15 protein-coding genes are annotated in these 19813 nt (G+C 60.8%); 13 read left to right on the top strand and 2 right to left on the bottom strand.

Annotation, left to right across the window (positions count from 1 at the left end):
• Position 1: 1 nt before the first annotated feature.
• The 11 genes from J3P94_RS05025 to J3P94_RS04975 all read left to right on the top strand — a co-directional run bounded on the left by J3P94_RS05025 (position 2) and on the right by J3P94_RS04975 (position 15301).
• Positions 2-1438 carry a sigma-54-dependent transcriptional regulator gene (locus J3P94_RS05025; RefSeq protein ID WP_434571783.1) on the top strand — a complete coding sequence of 479 codons (1437 nt, stop codon included), beginning with the start codon at positions 2-4 and terminating at the stop codon, positions 1436-1438.
• A gap of 714 nt (positions 1439-2152) precedes the next feature.
• The gene (locus J3P94_RS05020) at positions 2153-3550 is read left to right on the top strand and encodes a polynucleotide adenylyltransferase PcnB (RefSeq protein ID WP_434571781.1); all 1398 of its coding nucleotides are present in this window, start codon (positions 2153-2155) and stop codon (positions 3548-3550) included.
• Between the two features lie 2 nt (positions 3551-3552).
• Entirely contained in the window at positions 3553-4038 is a 486-nt protein-coding gene (gene folK / locus J3P94_RS05015) for a 2-amino-4-hydroxy-6-hydroxymethyldihydropteridine diphosphokinase (RefSeq protein ID WP_434571780.1), read from the top strand.
• A gap of 327 nt (positions 4039-4365) precedes the next feature.
• Positions 4366-5166 carry a 3-methyl-2-oxobutanoate hydroxymethyltransferase gene (gene panB / locus J3P94_RS05010; RefSeq protein WP_434571779.1) on the top strand — a complete coding sequence of 267 codons (801 nt, stop codon included), beginning with the start codon at positions 4366-4368 and terminating at the stop codon, positions 5164-5166.
• Positions 5163-6023: a pantoate--beta-alanine ligase gene (gene panC / locus J3P94_RS05005; protein WP_434571777.1), complete on the top strand. Its 861-nt coding sequence runs from the start codon at positions 5163-5165 to the stop codon at positions 6021-6023. The genes panB and panC overlap by 4 nt, the downstream gene beginning before the upstream one ends.
• A gap of 183 nt (positions 6024-6206) precedes the next feature.
• The gene (gene panD / locus J3P94_RS05000) at positions 6207-6587 is read left to right on the top strand and encodes an aspartate 1-decarboxylase (protein ID WP_003228271.1); all 381 of its coding nucleotides are present in this window, start codon (positions 6207-6209) and stop codon (positions 6585-6587) included.
• Between the two features lie 330 nt (positions 6588-6917).
• Positions 6918-8582 (top strand): glucose-6-phosphate isomerase, encoded by a 1665-nt coding sequence (gene pgi / locus J3P94_RS04995; RefSeq protein WP_434571775.1) that lies wholly within the window; start codon positions 6918-6920, stop codon positions 8580-8582.
• A gap of 205 nt (positions 8583-8787) precedes the next feature.
• Entirely contained in the window at positions 8788-10725 is a 1938-nt protein-coding gene (acs, locus tag J3P94_RS04990) for an acetate--CoA ligase (RefSeq protein ID WP_434571773.1), read from the top strand.
• 210 nt (positions 10726-10935) lie between these two features.
• Positions 10936-11952, top strand: coding sequence for a class I SAM-dependent rRNA methyltransferase (locus tag J3P94_RS04985; protein WP_434571771.1), 1017 nt, complete (start codon positions 10936-10938; stop codon positions 11950-11952).
• Between the two features lie 116 nt (positions 11953-12068).
• Positions 12069-15002 carry a DUF748 domain-containing protein gene (locus J3P94_RS04980; protein ID WP_434571769.1) on the top strand — a complete coding sequence of 978 codons (2934 nt, stop codon included), beginning with the start codon at positions 12069-12071 and terminating at the stop codon, positions 15000-15002.
• A 2-nt stretch (positions 15003-15004) separates the two neighbouring features.
• The gene (locus J3P94_RS04975; RefSeq protein ID WP_434574095.1) at positions 15005-15301 is read left to right on the top strand and encodes a DUF2845 domain-containing protein; all 297 of its coding nucleotides are present in this window, start codon (positions 15005-15007) and stop codon (positions 15299-15301) included.
• A gap of 317 nt (positions 15302-15618) precedes the next feature.
• On the opposite strand, the gene J3P94_RS04970 is transcribed toward J3P94_RS04975, so the two are convergent.
• Together J3P94_RS04970 and J3P94_RS04965 are read right to left on the bottom strand one after the other, a co-directional pair.
• Entirely contained in the window at positions 15619-15972 is a 354-nt protein-coding gene (locus J3P94_RS04970) for a BON domain-containing protein (protein ID WP_305498762.1), read from the bottom strand.
• A 285-nt stretch (positions 15973-16257) separates the two neighbouring features.
• The gene (locus tag J3P94_RS04965; RefSeq protein WP_434571767.1) at positions 16258-16668 is read right to left on the bottom strand and encodes a pilin; all 411 of its coding nucleotides are present in this window, start codon (positions 16666-16668) and stop codon (positions 16258-16260) included.
• Positions 16669-16892: 224 nt separating this feature from the next.
• On the opposite strand from J3P94_RS04965, the gene pilB reads away from it, so the two are divergent.
• Positions 16893-18593 carry a type IV-A pilus assembly ATPase PilB gene (gene pilB / locus J3P94_RS04960; protein WP_434571765.1) on the top strand — a complete coding sequence of 567 codons (1701 nt, stop codon included), beginning with the start codon at positions 16893-16895 and terminating at the stop codon, positions 18591-18593.
• Positions 18594-18595: 2 nt separating this feature from the next.
• Positions 18596-19813, top strand: a complete 1218-nt coding sequence (locus tag J3P94_RS04955; RefSeq protein ID WP_434571763.1) for a type II secretion system F family protein — start codon at positions 18596-18598, stop codon at positions 19811-19813.

Below are 19813 nucleotides of genomic sequence, written 5' to 3'. Positions count from 1 at the left end.
AATGCCGCACATTTTGATCGTCGAAGACGAAACAATTATCCGCTCCGCCTTGCGCCGCCTGCTGGAACGCAACCAGTACCAGGTCAGCGAAGCCGGTTCCGTGCAGGAAGCACAAGAGCGTTTCAGCATTCCAACGTTTGACCTGATCGTCAGTGACCTGCGCCTGCCTGGTGCCCCGGGGACCGAGTTGATCAAGCTCGGCCAGGGCACGCCTGTGCTGATCATGACCAGTTATGCCAGCCTGCGCTCGGCGGTCGACTCCATGAAAATGGGTGCGGTCGACTACATCGCCAAGCCGTTCGACCACGACGAAATGCTTCAGGCCGTCGCTCGAATCCTGCGTGACCGACAAACGGCGACCAGCCAGCCTTCGGAACCGACGAACGGCAAGGCCGCTGCTCCAGGCAAGGCGGGCGCCAGCAACAGCAACGGCGAAATCGGCATCATCGGCTCCTGCCCACCCATGCAGGACCTCTACAGCAAGATCCGCAAAGTGGCACCGACCGATTCCAACGTCCTGATCCAGGGCGAGTCCGGCACCGGCAAGGAGCTAGTGGCCAGGGCGCTGCATAACCTGTCCCGCCGAGCCAAGGCGCCAATGATTTCGGTGAACTGTGCGGCCATCCCGGAAAGCCTGATCGAGTCCGAGCTGTTCGGCCATGAGAAAGGCGCCTTCACCGGCGCCAGTGCGGGGCGTGCCGGCCTGGTCGAAGCGGCGGACGGTGGCACGCTGTTTCTTGACGAAATCGGCGAGCTGCCCCTGGAAGCCCAGGCGCGGCTGTTGCGCGTCCTCCAGGAAGGCGAGATTCGTCGAGTCGGTTCGGTCCAGTCGCAAAAGGTCGATGTGCGCCTGATCGCCGCGACGCACCGCGACCTCAAGAGCCTGGCGAAAATCGGTCAGTTCCGTGAAGACCTGTATTACCGGCTGCACGTGATTGCCCTGAAGCTGCCACCACTGCGCGAGCGCGGCGCGGACGTCAACGAGATTGCCAATGCCTTCCTTGCCCGCCAGAGCGCGCGGGTCAACCGCACCGACCTGAAATTTGCCCCCGACGCCGAACAAGCCATTCGTCATTACGCCTGGCCGGGTAACGTCCGTGAGCTGGAAAACGCCGTGGAGCGCGCGGTGATCCTGTGCGAGAGCCCGGAAATTTCCGCCGACCTGCTGGGGATCGACATCGAATTGAGTGACCTGGACGATGAAGAATTCATCGGCCTGGCCCCTCAACAGGGCGGCGGCGCCAACAACACCAGCCACGAACCCACCGAAGACCTGTCGCTGGAGGACTACTTCCAGCACTTCGTCCTGGAGCACCAGGACCACATGACCGAGACGGAACTGGCGCGCAAGCTGGGCGTGAGCCGCAAGTGCCTGTGGGAGCGCCGCCAGCGCCTGGGTATCCCACGACGCAAGACGGGCGTCGCCAGCGAGAGCTGAAACACGCAGGTGACACCGCAGGCTGTGAAAAAACTGTTACCTCAGTTTTTTCACGTAACAGATGCCGGGGTTTACGGTAACGAAACCCCGGCTTTTTTTCGCCTCGAGAAAACCGCTATAACCATAGAACCCCCGGTTTCTCTGGGCCTTCCAAAAGTTGGCACGCACCCTGCTATAGCTTTGGTACAAGAACAATAACAAGCAATGCACAAGACAATAAAAATAAGACGAATCGACTCACGCACAATAAAAACAAGACGGCGAGAGGCGCAGCTAACTGATTCTTTTGGAGAGGCGTTGTATTTGGGGCTTGCCCCACAACCAGGCCGAGAACAATAAAACTGTCTCAAGACAGGTGCCTGAACTGGTTGGATCGATTGATCACTGCAACACAGCGACCAAAGCAATCCGTTTGCTCTTGGCTCCCGATTGGGAGGGTCACGAAGGGAAACCTCGTGGCGCGGGCACTCAACAAAAACAAAAAGCCCGAAACCAATAATAAAAACAGAGCACGCAACTAATTCTGGGGGAGCTTCGGCTCCCCTTGTGGTTTCTGTCATTCCGCCTTCCCCGCAGCCTACAAGCTCGTCGCCTAAAGCTTGCAGCTCAAAACTCCTGTGTCCTACACCATCCCTCGACTAAATGCTAGAATCCCCGCCCATCATGCGGTCATTCCTCGTTTTTGGCCGAATATTCCTTCAAACAGTGCATCCCATGCTGAAGAAGCTGTTCCAGTCATTCCGTTCTCCCTTGCGTCGTACGCAACACATCCGCAGCACGCCTGAAGTGCTCAACAGCGGCCAGCATTCGTTGCAAAAGGCCCAATTCAGCCGTTACGCGGTGAACATCGTCGAACGCCTGCAGAACGCCGGCTACCAGGCTTACCTGGTCGGTGGTTGCGTGCGCGACATGCTGCTCAGTATCACGCCCAAGGATTTCGACGTCGCCACCAGTGCCACGCCTGAGCAGATACGAGCCGAGTTCCGCAATGCGCGGATCATCGGGCGGCGCTTCAAGCTGGTGCACATCCACTTCGGCCGCGAAATCATCGAGGTCGCGACGTTCCGCGCCAACCACCCGCAAAACGACGAAGAAGAAGACAGCAACCAGTCTTCGCGCAACGAGAGCGGGCGCATCCTGCGCGATAACGTCTACGGCACATTGGAAGAAGACGCGCAGCGCCGCGACTTCACCATCAACGCGCTGTATTACGACCCGGTCAGCGAACGCATCCTCGATTACGCCAACGGCGTTCACGACATCCGCAACCGGCTTATCCGCCTGATTGGCGATCCCAGGCAGCGTTACCAGGAAGACCCGGTGCGGATGCTGCGGGCCGTGCGTTTCGCCGCCAAGCTGGATTTTGGCATTGAAAAGCACAGCGCCCTGCCGATTCGCGAACTGGCGCCGATGCTGAGGGAAATCCCGTCGGCACGGCTGTTCGAAGAAGTGCTCAAGTTGTTCCTCTCGGGTCATGCCGCAGACACCTTCGAAATGCTCGTCGACCTGCAGTTGTTCGACCCGCTGTTCCCCGCCAGTGCCGAGGCGCTGGAATACAACCCGACCTACACCCACACCTTGATCAGCGAAGCGTTGATCAACACCGACCTGCGCATCAAGCAGAACAAACCGGTGACCCCGGCGTTCCTGTTCGCCGCCTTGCTCTGGCCCGCCCTGCCCGCCCGAGTCCTGCGTTTGCAGGAACGCGGCATGCCGCCGATTCCGGCGATGCAGGAAGCCGCCCACGAGCTGATCGCAGAGCAATGCCAGCGCATCGCCATTCCAAAACGCTTCACGATGCCGATCCGCGAGATCTGGGACATGCAAGAGCGCCTGCCGCGGCGCAGCGGCAAACGCGCCGACCTGCTGCTGGACAACCCGCGTTTCCGCGCCGGTTACGACTTCCTGCTGTTGCGCGAAAGCGCCGGCGAACAGACCGATGGCCTGGGCGAATGGTGGACCGATTACCAGGACGCCAACGACAGCGAGCGCCGCGACATGATTCGCGAACTGAGCGGCAAGGATGACGGCGCCAGCGGCCCGCGCAAACGTCGCCGCAGCAGTGGCGCCAAGCGCAAACGTGCCGGTGTACCAAGCGCCTCGGGCGAGTGACGATGGAACGCATCTACATCGGCATGGGCAGCAACCTGGCCGAGCCCGCCGAACAATTGCGCAGCGCCGTCGAGGCGCTGGCGCAGTTGCCTGACACGCAACTGGTAGGTGTCTCGGCGTTTTATCAAAGCGATTCCCTGCTCCCCGGCCAGCCGCGCTATACCAATGCCGTTGCGGCGCTGGACAGCGACCTCGCGCCGCTGGACTTGCTCGATGCACTACAGGCCATCGAAACCGGCCAGGGTCGCGAGCGCCTCGAGCGCTGGGGCCCGCGCACCCTGGACCTGGATATTCTGCTGTTCGGTGATCACCTGATCGACGAGCCGCGCCTCAAAGTCCCTCATTACCATATGCAGGCCCGAGCCTTTGTCCTGTATCCATTGGCCGAGCTCGCGCCCGCCGACCTGCGCCTGGCCGATGGGCGTTTGCTCAAGGACCTCCTCGCGGCGTGCCCCTTCGTCGGCCTGGAGCGCCTGCCTGCTAACTGAAACCAATCCCCTGTGGGAGCGAGCCTGCTCGCGAAGGCGGTGGATCCGTTATCCACATATCCACTGACACACCGCTTCGCGAGCAGGCTCGCTCCCACAAAAAATCCGGGACCAGGCAGTCAGTTTTTAAACACGCCTACACGCTGAAACGCATCAGTAACCTCGGTAACACCCACCGGTAACACATCCAATTGACTTCCCGGTTGCTCCTCACGACTATAGGCGTCCCGTCGCCGCCAACGCGGCGCTAATGGGCGTAATCCAGGCCTTACAAGCACCACGCATAGAAGGTGCGCCTGTATTGGAGCGCCTAATGAGGACTTTTTCATGCCAGCTATTACCCTGACCACGCTGCAAGGTCTCAAGCAGAAAGGTGAAAAAATCACCATGCTGACCTGCTATGACGCAACCTTCGCCCATGCCTGCAACGAGGCCGGTGTCGAAGTGCTGCTGGTGGGCGATTCCCTCGGCATGGTGCTGCAAGGTCACGACAGCACGCTGCCGGTGACCACCGCCGAGATGGCCTACCATGTAGCCGCCGTCAAACGCGGTAACACCGACGCACTGATCCTCGCCGACCTGCCGTTCATGGCCTACGCCACCCTCGAACAAACCATGACCAACAGCGCCATGCTCATGCAGGCCGGTGCCCACATGGTCAAGGTCGAAGGCGCGTTGTGGCTGGCCGACTCGATCCGCCTGCTGGCCGAGCGCGGTATCCCGGTGTGCGCACACCTGGGACTGACGCCCCAGGCGGTGAATATCCTCGGTGGCTACAAGGTCCAGGGCCGCAACGAAAACCAGGCGCGGCAGATGCGTGCCGATGCGATTGCGCTGGAACAGGCCGGTGCCGCCATGTTGCTGCTCGAATGCGTACCCAGCGAGCTGGCGCAGGAAATCACTCAGGCGGTAAAAATCCCGGTGATCGGCATCGGCGCCGGTAACGCTACCGACGGCCAGGTACTGGTGCTCCACGACATGCTTGGGCTGTCGATTACCGGCCGCGTACCCAAGTTCGTGAAGAATTTCATGGCCGGGCAAACCACTCTCCAGGCAGCCTTGTCCGCCTATGTCGCTGAAGTGAAGGCGGCAACCTTCCCTGGCGCCGAGCACGGATTTTCCGCATGAACACCGTCAAGACCGTACGCGAACTCCGCGCCGCCGTGGCCCGCGCCCGCGGCGAAGGCAAACGCATCGCCTTTGTCCCGACCATGGGCAACCTGCACAGCGGGCACATGGCGCTGGTGACCAAGGCGGCGCAGCGGGCCGATTTTGTCGTAGCGAGTATTTTCGTCAATCCGCTGCAATTCGGCGCTGGCGAAGACCTCGACAAATATCCGCGCACCCTCGCGGCCGACCAGGAGAAACTGCTCCAGGCCGGCTGCCATCTGCTGTTCGCGCCCAGCGTGGAGGAGATGTATCCCGATGGCATGGCCGGACAGACCCGCGTCAGCGTCCCGCAGTTGTCCGAAGGCCTGTGTGGCGCCAGCCGTCCGGGGCATTTCGAAGGCGTGGCGACGGTGGTCAGCAAGCTCTTCAACATGGTCCAGCCGGATCTGGCGGTGTTCGGCCAGAAGGATTTCCAGCAACTGGCGGTGATCCGCGCGCTGGTGCATGACCTGAACATGCCGATCCAGATCATCGGCGAGCCGACCGTGCGCGCCGAGGACGGCCTGGCGCTGTCTTCGCGCAACGGTTTTCTCAGCCCCGAGCAGCGCGCCGTGGCGCCCGTGGTCTACCGTGCCCTGAGCCAGATCGCCGAAGCGATCAGGCAGGGGCAACGGGACTTCCCGGCGCTGATTGGCGAACAGCTCAAACAGCTCGAATCCGCCGGCCTGCGTCCCGATTACCTGGAAATCCGTGACGCCAGGACCTTGCGCCCAGCTGTGAGCGAGGATCGCGACCTGGTGATTCTGGTCGCCGCCTTTCTGGGCACCACGCGCCTGATCGACAACCTGCATCTGGAACTCGACACGCCCGCCTGAACATCACAAAACCCTGTGGGAGCGAGCTCGCTCGCGATAGCGGGCTGTCAGCCAATACATTCGGAACTGAACTACCGCTATCGCGAGCAAGCTCGCTCCCACAGGGGCTCTGAGGTGTTATTGCCGCCTCGGCAGCCTTCGGGCAAACTGCCCGCCGTTTGGACCCGACCAGAGGAAACACTCATGCACGCCATCATGCTCAAGGCCAAGCTGCACCGCGCCGAAGTCACTCACGCCGTGCTCGACTACGAAGGCTCCTGCGCCATTGACGGTGAGTGGCTGGACCTGTCGGGCATCCGCGAATACGAACAGATCCAGATCTACAACGTCGACAACGGCGAGCGCTTCACCACCTACGCCATCCGTGGCGAAGAAGGCTCGCGGATGATCTCGGTCAACGGCGCTGCGGCGCACAAGGCCAAGGTCGGAGACCGCGTCATCATCTGCGCCTATGCCCATTACAGCGAAGCCGAACTGCTCAACTTCAAGCCGCGCATGCTCTACATGGCGCCGGGCAACGAACTGAGCCACACCAGCAACGCCATTCCGGTCCAGGTGGCCTGACCGAGACGCTTGGCCCCCTCTCCCCTGTGGGAGCGAGCTTGCTCGCGATAGCGGAGGACCAGTCGAAGAAGATGCCGACTGACATATAGCTATCGCGAGCTCGCTCCCACAGTTGATCAACTCCGCCTGTCGGCCCCTCTCACCCGCTGTTGTATAAAAAAGTACCGGGAAACTGTCAGACAAAGTCAAGACAGATCGCAACGCGAGGTTTACTGTAGTCGCCCTGCGTCTGGCGATCGTGTCGACGCAGTTGTCCGGACGCCCTTCTCGGGCCGCTCCGGAATTTTCAGTGTTAAAAAGGCCGTTCAAAGTAAAAGGAAACCCGCAGCGATGGCGTATTACCGAACTCCTCACGACGTGACCGCTCTGCCCGCCTGGCAAGCGCTGAATGACCACCGCAAAGCCATGCAGGATTTCAGCATGCGCGAAGCGTTCAATGCCGATCCGCAGCGTTTCAATCAATTCACCCTGTCGAGCTGCGGCCTGTTTCTCGACTATTCGAAGAACCTGATCAACGCCCAGACCCGCGACCTGTTGGTAAACCTGGCCAACGAAGTCGACCTCAAGGGCGCGATCCAGGCGCTGTTCGAAGGCGAAATCGTCAACGCCTCGGAGAACCGCCCGGCCCTGCACACCGCGCTGCGTCGCCCGGTCGGCGACAAATTGCTGGTCAATGGCGTCAACGTCATGCCCGATGTGCACAAAGTGCTGAACCAGATTACCGATCTGGTCGGTCGCATTCACGACGGTCTGTGGCGCGGCTACACCGAAAAACCGATCACCGACGTGGTGAACATCGGCATCGGTGGCTCCTTCCTCGGCCCGCAGCTGGTGTCCGAAGCGCTGTTGTCCTACACGCATAAAGGCGTGCGCTGTCACTACCTGGCGAACATCGACGGCAGTGAGTTCCACGAGCTGGCCCAGAAGCTGCGCGCCGAGACCACGTTGTTCATTGTCTCGTCGAAATCCTTCAATACCCTCGAGACCCTGAAGAATGCCGAGGCCGCTCGTGCCTGGTACCTGGCACAAGGTGGCTCGGAAGCGGAGCTCTATCGCCACTTCATCGCGGTATCGAGCAACAACGCCGCCGCGGTGGCCTTCGGCATCCGCGAAGAAAACATCTTCCCGATGTGGGACTGGGTCGGCGGCCGTTACTCGCTGTGGTCGGCCATCGGTCTGCCAATCGCCCTGGCCATCGGCATGTCGAACTTCAAGGAGCTGTTGTCCGGCGCCTATTCCATGGACCAGCATTTCCAGAGCGCACCGTTCGACCAGAACATGCCGGTGCTGCTGGCGCTGCTTGGCGTGTGGTACGGCAATTTCTGGGGTGCGCAAAGCCATGCGATCCTGCCGTACGACCACTATCTGCGCAACATCACCAAGCATCTCCAGCAACTGGACATGGAATCCAACGGCAAGAGCGTCCGCCAGGATGGCACGCCGGTGTCCACCGATACGGGGCCAGTGATCTGGGGTGGCGTCGGCGCCAACGGTCAGCACGCCTACCATCAATTGCTGCACCAGGGCACCCAACTGATCCCGGCCGATTTCATCGTGCCGATCGTCAGCTTCAACCCGGTTGCCGACCATCATCAGTGGCTGTACGCCAACTGCCTGTCCCAGAGCCAGGCGCTGATGCTCGGCAAGACTCGCAGCGAGGCCGAGGCCGAGTTGCGCGATAAAGGCGCCAGTGAAGAAGAAGTGCAGAAGCTCGCCCCCCACAAGGTGATCCCGGGCAACCGCCCGAGCAACACCCTGGTGGTCGAACGCATCAGCCCGCGCCGCCTCGGTGCACTGGTTGCGCTGTATGAGCACAAGGTATTCGTGCAAAGCGTGGTCTGGGGCATCAATGCCTTCGACCAATGGGGCGTGGAACTTGGCAAGGAACTGGGCAAAGGCGTCTACAACCGCCTGGTGGGCAGCGAAGAAAGCCCGGCCGAAGATGCTTCGACCCAAGGCCTGATCAGCTACTTCCGCGGACGTCATCGCGGCTGATCGTCCCCCGCTCCTACAGATCACCGCTGATCCCTGTGGGAGCGAGCTTGCTCGCGATAGCGGTCTAACAGACAACTCCTTTGTTGGATGTTAAATCGTTATCGCGAGCAAGCTCGCTCCCACATTGGCTCCATGTACGACTTGAACTCGATTTTTACTCGGCGCATCTTTATGTCTTGTCGCAAAACAAGAATAAGGAACCGTCATGTTCGATATCAGCCAGTACCCCCACGCCGATGCCGTCCGCCGGGCTGCGCAATTGAGTCAGGACGAGTACAAGCGGCTCTATAAAGAATCCATCGAACACCCCAGCGCCTTCTGGGCCGAGCAGGCCACGCGTTTTCTTGACTGGATGACGCCCTGGCAAACCGTCCAGCGCTACGATTTGAAGAGCGGCGAAGCGAGCTGGTTCACCGGTGGCAAGCTGAACGTCAGCGCCAACTGCATCGACCGTCACCTGGACACGCGCGGCGATCAGATCGCGATCATCTGGGAAGGCGACAATCCCGCCGAATCGGCACAGATCACCTACAAGAAACTTCACCATCATGTGTGCCGCCTGGCCAACGTGCTGAAAAGCCGTGGCGTGAAAAAAGGCGACCGGGTCTGCATCTACATGCCGATGATTCCAGAAGCGGCCTACGCCATGCTCGCCTGCACCCGCATCGGCGCGGTGCATTCGGTGGTGTTCGGCGGGTTCTCGCCGGACTCGCTGCGCGACCGGATTCTCGATGCCGATTGCCGCACCGTCATCACCGCCGACGAAGGCGTGCGCGGCGGACGGTTCATACCGCTCAAGCGCAACGTCGACAAGGCGCTGGAAAGCTGCCCGGACGTCAGCACCGTGCTGGTGGTGGAGCGTACCCAGGGCGAGGTGGAGTGGGTCGAAGGGCGCGATGTCTGGTACCACCAGGCCATGCACGACATGAGCGACGACTGCCCCCCCGAACCGATGGACGCCGAGGACCCGCTGTTCATCCTCTACACCTCCGGCAGCACCGGCAAACCCAAGGGCGTGCTGCACACCACCGGCGGCTATCTGTTGCAGGCGGCGATGACCTTCAAGTACGTGCTGGATTACCGCGACAACGAAGTATTCTGGTGCACCGCTGATGTCGGCTGGGTCACCGGCCATAGCTATATTGTCTACGGGCCACTGGCGAACGGCGCCACCACGCTGATCTTCGAGGGCGTGCCAAGCCATCCGAGCAGTTCGCGGTTCTGGCAGGTGATCGACAAACATCAGGTCAACATCTTCTACACCGCCCCGACCGCCCTGCGCGCGCTGATGCGCGAGGGCGCCGGGCCGCTGCAGGACACTTCGCGCAAGAGCCTGCGATTGCTCGGAAGTGTCGGTGAGCCGATCAACCCGGAAGCGTGGGAATGGTATTTCAACGTCGTAGGCGAACAACGCTGCCCGATTGTCGATACCTGGTGGCAGACCGAAACCGGCGGCATCATGCTCAGCCCCCTGGTGAGTGCCCCACGGCTCAAGCCGGGCTGCGCCACACGGCCGATGTTCGGCGTGCAGCCGGTGCTGCTGGATGAAGTCGGCAAGGAGATCAGCGGCGCGGGCAGCGGCGTACTGGCGATAAAATCCAGTTGGCCGGGGCAGATTCGCAGCGTCTACGGCGACCACCAACGAATGGTCGACACCTACTTCAAGCCTTACCCCGGGTACTACTTCACCGGCGACGGCGCCCGTCGCGACGAAGATGGCGACTATTGGATCACCGGGCGTATCGACGATGTGATCAATGTGTCGGGCCACCGTATCGGCACCGCCGAGGTAGAGAGTGCGCTGGTGTTGCACGACAACATTGCCGAGGCAGCGGTCGTGGGTTATCCCCATGACTTGAAGGGCCAGGGCATCTACGCCTTTGTCACGCCGATGAACGGGGTCGAAGCCAACGACGAGTTGAAGAAGGAGTTGCTGGCTCATGTCAGCAAGGAAATCGGTAGTTTTGCCAAGCCGGAGCTGATCCAGTGGGCGCCGGCCCTGCCAAAGACCCGCTCGGGGAAGATCATGCGGCGGATCCTGCGCAAGATCGCCTGCAACGAGCTCGACAGCCTGGGCGACACCTCGACCCTGGCTGATCCTAGCGTAGTGGAGGGCCTGATCGACACGCGCCTGAACCGCTGAGACAACATAAACCCCGTGGCGAGGGAGCTTGCTCCCGCTCGGCTGCGCAGCAGACGCAAAATCGCTATTGCAAAACAGGGGGCGCTTCGCACCCCAGCGGGAGCAAGCTCCCTCGCCACAAGAGCGCTGCCTGACTCAAACCTGCAGGCGATACCCGGGTATCCATAACTGCTAAACTCCCGCGCCTAATTTCCTTAAGGCGCGCCCGGCATGTCTTCCTTGAATCTGGCGCTGCGCGCCGCCCTCGACCAGCGTCAGGACCTGCTTGGCCAACTGCATCAGCAGGGCACCGATTGCTATCGCCTGTTCCACGGCAGCCAGGAAGGCGCTCCCGGCCTGACGGTCGACCGCTACGGCCCGCAGCTGCTGGTGCAGAGTTTTCATCAGTCACTGGAGCGCGAGGCCCTGTTGCAACTGCACGGCATCGTCAATCAACACTTGGGGCTGGATACCCTGCTGGTCTACAACGACCGCGCCCGGGGCAACTCGCGCATCGACCGCCAGGACAGCATTTATCAGCCTGACGAGGCTGCCTTGCAAGACCTGGTTGGCCATGAGTGGGGGTTGAATTACCGGGTTCGCGGACGTCACGCCGGGCAGGATCCGTTGCTGTTTCTCGATCTGCGCAACGCCCGGGGCTGGGTCAAGGACCACAGCCGGAACAAAAGCGTGCTGAACCTGTTCGCCTATACCTGCGGCGTCGGCCTGAGCGCCGCGGCGGGCGGAGCGCGCGAGGTGTGCAACCTGGACTTCGCCGAGGGCAACCTGGCGGTGGGCCGCGAGAACGGCCTGCTCAATCCCGACCTGCCGACGATGGAATTCGTCCAGTCGGATTATTTCCCGGCGATTCGCCAACTCGCCGGCCTGCCGATCAGTCAACGCCGCGGGCAGAAGCTGCCCGCTTACGTGCGTCTGGAGCAACGCCAATATGACCTGGTGCTGCTCGACCCGCCGGCCTGGGCCAAGAGCGCTTTCGGCACAGTCGACCTGTTGCGCGATTACCAAAGCCTGCTCAAGCCGGCACTGCTCACCACCGCCGAAAATGGCGTGCTGATCTGCTGCAACAACCTGGCGAAGGTGTCCATGAACGACTGGCGCGAGCAGGTATTGCGCTGTGCGGAAAAAGCCGGCCGCCCGGTTCGCGAGTGGAGCGTGCTGACACCTGGCAGCGATTTTCCCTCGCAGGATCAACAACCGCCGCTCAAGACGCTGATCCTCCAGCTCTGAGCACCCATCAATTCCCACGAATAAAACGGACAATTCTCATAAAACACAGTGGCTTCGGAACCGTAATCACATGCCATACTCCAAGGCACTCCGATTCACACCAGATGAAGCCACACATGCCCAAAGGATTGATTCGCGCTTTCGGCGCCCTGTTGACCGCACTGGCCCTCTACAGTCTGTTGGGTTTTCTGATACTGCCGGGCATTGCCCTGCGGATCGCCAATCAGCAACTGGCCGCCCATGCGACGGTGCCGGCGCAAATCCAGCGCATCGAGCTCAATCCTTTCAGCCTTGAAGTCACCTTGTGGGGGCTGGTAGTCGGCGAGCCTGGCAAGGAACAGGTCGGTTTCGAACGGCTCTATGCCAACCTGCAACTCGACAGTCTGTGGTCCGGCGCCCTGCACCTGGCCGACGTCGAGCTGGACAAGCCCAGGACCGAGATCGTGTTCGCCAAGGACGGCCAGCTGAATCTGCTGGGCCTGTTCAAGCTGCCGCCCAGCGAACCGACTCCGGCGGATCCCGACGCCAAGCCGTTTCCCTTGCGAGTCGAGCGGATCAAACTGGCCAGCGGCTACGTGCACTTCCAGGACCTGCGCCCCAGCGAACCCATCGAGTTCCTGTATGACACCCTCGACTTCGAGCTGAAGAACCTCAGCACCCTGCCCGACGACAGCGCCGACATGACCCTGGTGGCCGTCGGTCCCGAGGGTGGGCAGATCGACTGGACCGGTAATTTCAGCCTCGCGCCGATCGCCTCCGAGGGCACGCTCAAGGTGACCGGGGGCCAGATGAAAGCCTGGTGGCCCTACGTGCGAGACGCAGTGCCGCTCGTTCTGGAAAACGGCGTGCTGAACCTCAGCACCGAGTACAAGCTCAACCTCGCCAAGGGCACGGAACTGCTGCTCAATAACGCGTCGGTCAGCGTCGCGCCCTTCGCCATCAAGGCGCCCGACGGCCGTCCGCTGGCAAGGCTGGAGCGCCTGGACGTCAGCGAAACCTCGCTGGACCTGGGCAAGCAGCAGGTCATCGTGGGCAAGATCCGCAGCCACAAACTCGAGACCTGGGCCGCTCGGGAAGCCGACGGGCAGTTGGACTGGCAGAAGCTCTTCGCCAGCCAGGCAGCCAAACCCAAGGTCAAGGCCGAACCGGCCTCGGCCCCGGCCGCCGCCGACTCGCCCAAGCCTGAGCCGACAACACCGAGCAAGCCTTGGCAGGTGATGCTGAAGGACGTGCAACTGCGCGATTACCAGGTACACCTGGCCGACCGCCAGGCGCAGCCGGCCGTGGCACTGGACCTCGGCCCGCTGAACCTCGACCTGAAGAACTACGACACACTCAACGGCTCACCTTTCAACCTCAAGCTGGACACCGGGCTGGGCAAACAAGGCAAGCTGCTCGCCGATGGCGAGGTCAATCTGAATCCGGTTACCGCGAAGCTCAACGTCAAGACCCAGGACATCGACCTGCGGGTCGCCCAGGCCTACATCAACCCGTTCATCCGCCTGGAGCTACGCTCCGGGATGCTCGGCAGCGATCTGGCGGTAGACCTGAAAAGTACCGAACCGCTGGCGTTCGCCGTGACCGGCCGCGCCCAGGTCGATCAGTTGCATACCCTCGACACGCTCAAGACCCGTGACTTCCTCAAATGGCAGCGCCTGGAACTCCAGGGGCTCAATTACCAGCATGGCGACAGCCTGTCGATCGACAAGGTCAACCTGTTCCAGCCCTATGCACGCTTCATGATCAACGACGATCGCACCACCAACGTCGACGACCTGCTGATTCCACAACCCGCCGACGCCCCGGCCAGAAACACCGCGGCCAAACCGGCCCCCAAGGAAAAACCGCTGGGCATTCATGTCGGCGGAATCGCCATCAATGACGGTTCGGCCAATTTCGCCGACTTCAGCCTGACGCCGAACTTCGCCACAGCCGTCCAGCAGCTCAACGGCGAGATCGGCACCATCGACAGCCGCCAGGCCAAGCCCGCCACAGTCGATGTGAAAGGCAAGGTCGATCGCTACGCGCCTGTCACGATCAAGGGCGCGGTCAACCCCTTCGACCCGATGGCCAGCCTCGACATCGCCACCAGTTTCAAACGGGTCGAGCTGACCACCCTGACGCCGTACTCCGGCAAGTTCGCCGGCTATCGCATCCGCAAGGGCCGGCTCAATCTCGACCTGCATTACCGGATCACCAAGGGCCAGCTCCAGGCCGACAACAAAGTCGTGGTCGAACAACTGCAACTGGGGGAAAAGGTCGACAGCCCGGACGCCGTGAGCCTGCCGCTCAAGCTCGCCGTCGCCTTGCTGAAAGATTCCGAGGGCAGGATCTCCATCGAGCTGCCGGTTTCCGGCAACCTCAACGATCCGCAGTTCAGCGTCATGCCGATTGTCTGGCAAACCCTGCGCAACCTGGTGGTTCGCGCGGCACAAGCGCCGTTCAAGCTGATCGGCGGGCTGGTGGCCGGCGGCGGCTCGGAAGACCTGGGCAGCGTGGCGTTCGCGCCGGGCTCCAGTGACCTGAGCAAGGAAAACGAAAACGCTCTGCTCAAGTTGTCCGAAGCCCTGGGCAAACGGCCAGAGTTGAAGCTGGAGATCGAAGGCACCGCCGCCGAAAGCAGCGACGGCCCGCTGCTCGCCGCCCAGCGCCTGGAACGCGAATACCAGTACAACTACTACAAGATGCTGCAGCGCAGGGGCGACAAGGTCCCGGCCAAAGCTTCGTTGCTGGAAGTACCGGAAGACGAAAAAGCCCCGCTGCTTGAAGGCATCTATCGCACTCGCCTGAAGACCCAACCACCGACCGAATGGACACAACTGGATAAACAGGCCCGCATCGAAAAACTCCGTGAAGGGGTCATCAGGTTCTGGAGCGGCAGTGATCTGCTGTTGCGAGAACTGGGACAGGAGCGGGCCAGCAGCATCAAGGATTTCCTGGTGGACAAGGGCAAGCTGGCCGATGACCGCGTGTACTTCATCGATGCCAGCCTCGGTCAGGCCGAAAGCGACGGTAGCGTCATTACCCCTATGCATCTGGATGCCGAATGAAAATGAAGTGTCTGTCTGGAATCGGCCTGGTCCTGCTGCTTGCGACCGGCCATGCATCAGCCGCCGAGACCCTGCGCTGCGGCAGCCAATTGATCAGCGTCGGTGATCGCTCCAGCGAGGTGCGGCAGAAGTGTGGCGAGCCCACGGCGCGCGATGACCTGGGCTACCAACGCAGCGCCAATCGCCGGGAAGAGTACCCGGTGGAGGAATGGACCTACGGGCCCAACAACGGCATGTACCAATACTTGCGCTTCGTGGGGAATCGGCTGGTGGAGATCACCAGCAAGCGTGGGCGGTGATCGTGCCTCTGGGACAGGCATTTCTCATGCATAGCGCCGACGCCTTCGCGAGCAGGCTCGCTCCCACGTTTGACTGCATTTTTGCCTGACGAAACTCGGTCCAGTGTGCGAGCGAGCCTGCTCGCGAAAAGAACAACCCGGTTTCCTGGCCGTACACCAGGTTTTCCTCCCCAGAATAGAACAGGCCCCCGGCACGAATGCCGGGGGCCTGTAATGGCCACGTCCCTGTGGCCTTTCGCATGAACTCCAAAGCAACGGCATACGTATATCTAAGCCCGCGTGCCGTGCCTTCTCCCGTTCAGGCGAGAAGCCTAGCCTTACTCGGCTTTCAGACCGTCAGCCGATACGGCTTTGACGCCTTTGATTTTCTTGGTGATTGCCACAGCGGTGTCTTTTTGTGCCTCAGTAACCTTGGTCATAGAAGACAGGGACACAACGCCCTTGTTGGTTTCAACCTTGATGTCGGAGCCTGGAATGCCTTTCTCGGTGACCAGGTCAGCTTTGACCTTGGTGGTGATCCAGGTGTCGGAAACGTCTTCCTTAGCCTCTGTCACTTCGCCAGCAGCCAGCATCATCGGTGCCTGAGTCGCTTGAGTGGTCTCGGCAAATGCGTTAGCCATGGTCAGGGTCAGTGCAGTGGCAGCAGCGGCAGTGATAGCGAACTTCTTCATACGAGTAACTCCTGTTTTTCTCAGAAACTGCCGAAAGTGCATCGCGGCAGGTTGTCAGGAGTAGTGCGAAGGCTGTGCCAGTTTTGAAACAATCAGATTTCTCTTTAAATTCATATAGTTAAGCGAAGCGGCATTTTTCACAATCATGCAATTTGCATGACCGGATGATTTGGTACATGCAAGTTGCGGGTTTTGGCCCGGTTGCTAACTCCATGAATTGCGTAAACATTTCTCACCCAATAAAAAGCCCCGCTATAAAAGCGGGGCCAAGTCATACGGCATGGTCTATGCCCCGTCACAACCTGCTGGCAAGAATTCTTGAGCAGCGGTTGAAGTACAGGTCCAGACCCCTGTAGCCGCCCGACTGAGCGTAATAGTCCTGCCGAGTACAGGAGCAGGTGCGTTAACAAGAGTGCAAACGATCGCGCCTACTCCAGTGTTAGCCACGCCTTCCGCCGTAATAGTGCAGTTGCTGGTAGGGGATGTGCCGCCAATGTTGGCCAGCGTGGGGGCCGTTCCTTGATTCATGACATCTTCGAACGCCACCCTCAAGGTAGAAATTTCCGCCAAGCCCGCTGTCGCCTTTGCCCGCGCCTGATACCTCGAATACTGCGGCAACGCAAACGTCGCCAGGATGCCGATGATCGCCACCACAATCAGCAGCTCGATCAAGGTGAAACCCTTTTGCCTGTTCATAGTCATCTCCCTTGCATGAGTCGGATCTCATGCGATGACACGAGCATTGCACGGCACATGCCAACCACCGCGGCCCCGCCAGCCGAAGCTTTTCCAGCGACATACGAGCAAGGTCCTACCCCAACAACCGCACTATCTGACGCTTTTTGTCACCTCTGCTCGCTGGTGAGGCACCGATGCTTGACTAGGCTATAAATCATGAACAGTCCGCCACCGGTATTCCCATGAATGACATCGCCCTCAGCGGCCTGGCCAAGCAACTGGTGCTGGCCGAACTGATCACTGAACAAAGCGCGCAGCAGGCCTACCAACAGGCGCAGCGCAATCGCACGCCCCTGGTCAGCTATCTGGTGCAGAACAAACTCGTCCAGAGCCGCCAGGTGGCGGAAATCGCCTCGGAGCATTTTGGTATCGCCCTGCTGGACCTCAACAGCCTCGACAAGGACAACCAGCCCGCTGGCCTGGTCAGCGAGAAACTCGTGCGCCAGCATCACGCCCTGCCCCTGTGGCGGCGTGGCAACAAGCTGTACGTGGGCATTTCCGATCCGACCAATCACCAGGCCATCAACGACATACAGTTCAGCACCGGCCTGACCACCGAAGCCATACTGGTGGAGGACGACAAGCTCAGCGATGCCATCGAGAAGTTCTTCGAGTCCAGCAGCACGGGCCTGGAAGGCATGGCCGACGTCGACCTCGACGGCCTCGACATCGAGTCGATCGATGACCGCAAGCAGGATGCCATCGCCGGCCAGGACGGCGACGATGCGCCGGTGGTGCGCTTCGTCAACAAGATGTTGCTGGACGCGATCAAGGGCGGCTCTTCCGACCTGCACTTCGAACCCTATGAAAAGACCTATCGGGTACGCGTGCGCACCGACGGTATGCTGCGGGAAGTCGCAAAGCCGCCCATCCAACTGGCCAACCGCATTGCCGCGCGCCTCAAGGTGATGGCGAGCCTGGACATTTCCGAACGACGCAAGCCCCAGGACGGACGGCTGAAGATGCGCCTGTCAAAGACCAAGTCCATCGATTTCCGGGTCAACACCCTCCCCACGCTTTGGGGAGAAAAGGTGGTGATCCGGATCCTCGATCCCTCCAGCGCGCAAATGGGCATCGACGCCCTGGGCTACGAACCGGAACAGAAAGACCTGTACATGGTGGCCCTCAAGCAACCCCAGGGGCTGATTCTGGTAACCGGGCCGACCGGCTCGGGCAAGACCGTGTCGCTGTATACCGGCTTGAACATTCTCAACACTGTGGACATCAATATTTCCACCGCCGAGGACCCGGTGGAAATCAACATGGAAGGCATCAACCAGGTCAACGTGAATCCGCGCCAGGGGCTGGATTTCGCCCATGCACTGCGCTCGTTCCTGCGCCAGGACCCGGATGTGATCATGGTCGGCGAGATCCGCGACCTGGAAACCGCCGAGATCGCCATCAAGGCGGCCCAGACCGGACACCTGGTGCTGTCCACGCTGCACACCAACAGCGCCGCCGAAACCCTGATCCGGCTACAGAACATGGGCATCCCAGGTTTCAACATCGCCACGGCAGTGCACCTGATCATCGCCCAGCGCCTGGCGCGCAAGTTGTGCATGCACTGCCGCAGAGCCATCGAGATTCCCGAGGAAACCCTGCTCAAGGAGGGCTTCCCGCGGGAACGCATCGGCTCATTCACGATCTATGAGCCGGTCGGTTGCGAACAGTGCAACAACGGCTACAAGGGTCGCGTGGGGGTCTACGAAGTGGTCAAGAACACGCCGGAGCTGCAGCGGCTGATCATGGCCGAAGGCAACTCCCTGGAAATCGACCTGCAAATGCGCAAGGACGGCTTCAATGACTTGCGCACCTCGGGGCTGGTCAAAGTGATGCAAGGCGTCACCAGTCTCGAAGAAATCAACCGGGTCACCAAGGATTGAGCATGGCGGTCAAGGCAGCAAAAACCGACGTCTACACGTGGGAAGGCAAGGACCGCAAAGGCACAAAAATGTCCGGCGAACTGACCGGCCAGAGCCCGGCATTGGTCAAGGCGCAGCTGCGCAAGCAAGGGATCAACCCGGGCAAGGTACGCAAGAAGTCCACTTCGATATTCAGCAAGGGCAAACGCATCAAGCCGCTGGATATCGCGCTCTTCACCCGTCAGATGGCGACGATGCTCAAGGCCGGCGTTCCTCTGCTGCAGGCATTCGACATCATCGGCGAAGGCTTCGACACCGCCAACATGCGCAAGCTGGTGGACGAAGTGAAGCAGGAAGTCGCCGCCGGCAACAGCTTCGCCGCCTCGCTGCGCAAATGCCCGCAGTATTTCGACGAGTTGTACTGCAACCTGGTCGATGCCGGTGAGCAGGCCGGTGCCCTGGACACGCTGCTGGACCGAGTCGCGACCTACAAGGAAAAGAGCGAAGCCCTGAAGGCAAAGATCAAGAAAGCCATGACCTACCCCGCAGCGGTGATCGCCGTCGCGGCGGTGGTCACCAGCATCTTGCTGATCAAGGTCGTGCCGCAGTTCGAGTCGGTATTTTCCGGCTTTGGCGCGAAGCTGCCGGCCTTCACGCTAATGGTCATCGGCTTGTCGGAGTTCCTGCAAGACTGGTGGTGGGTGCTGCTTGGCGGAGTGGTGGGCGGATTTTTCGGGGTAAAATATGCCCTCAAGCGCTCCCAGGCGTTTCGTGACTGGCGAGACAAGTGGCTGCTCAAGCTGCCCTTGGTCGGCACCTTGATGTACAAGTCCGCCGTGGCGCGTTACGCGCGCACGCTCTCGACCACGTTCGCCGCCGGCGTGCCGCTGGTCGAAGCCCTCGACTCCGTCTCGGGCGCCACCGGCAACGTGGTATTCAAGCGTGCCGTGCAGCGGATCAAGCAGGACGTCTCGACCGGCATGCAGTTGAACTTCTCCATGCGCACCTCAGGCATTTTTCCGAACCTGGCGATCCAGATGACCGCCATTGGCGAAGAGTCCGGTGCGCTGGATGACATGCTCGACAAAGTGGCGAGTTTTTACGAGGCCGAAGTGGATAATCTGGTGGACAACCTCACCAGCCTGATGGAACCCTTCATCATGGTGATCCTGGGGGTGGTCGTCGGCGGCCTGGTGGTTGCCATGTACATGCCCATCTTCCAACTCGGCTCTGCGATCTGA

This window comes from Pseudomonas sp. Z3-8 (assembly GCF_051131975.1).
GTDB lineage: Bacteria > Pseudomonadota > Gammaproteobacteria > Pseudomonadales > Pseudomonadaceae > Aquipseudomonas.
This window is presented reverse-complemented; position numbering and strand designations above follow the sequence as displayed.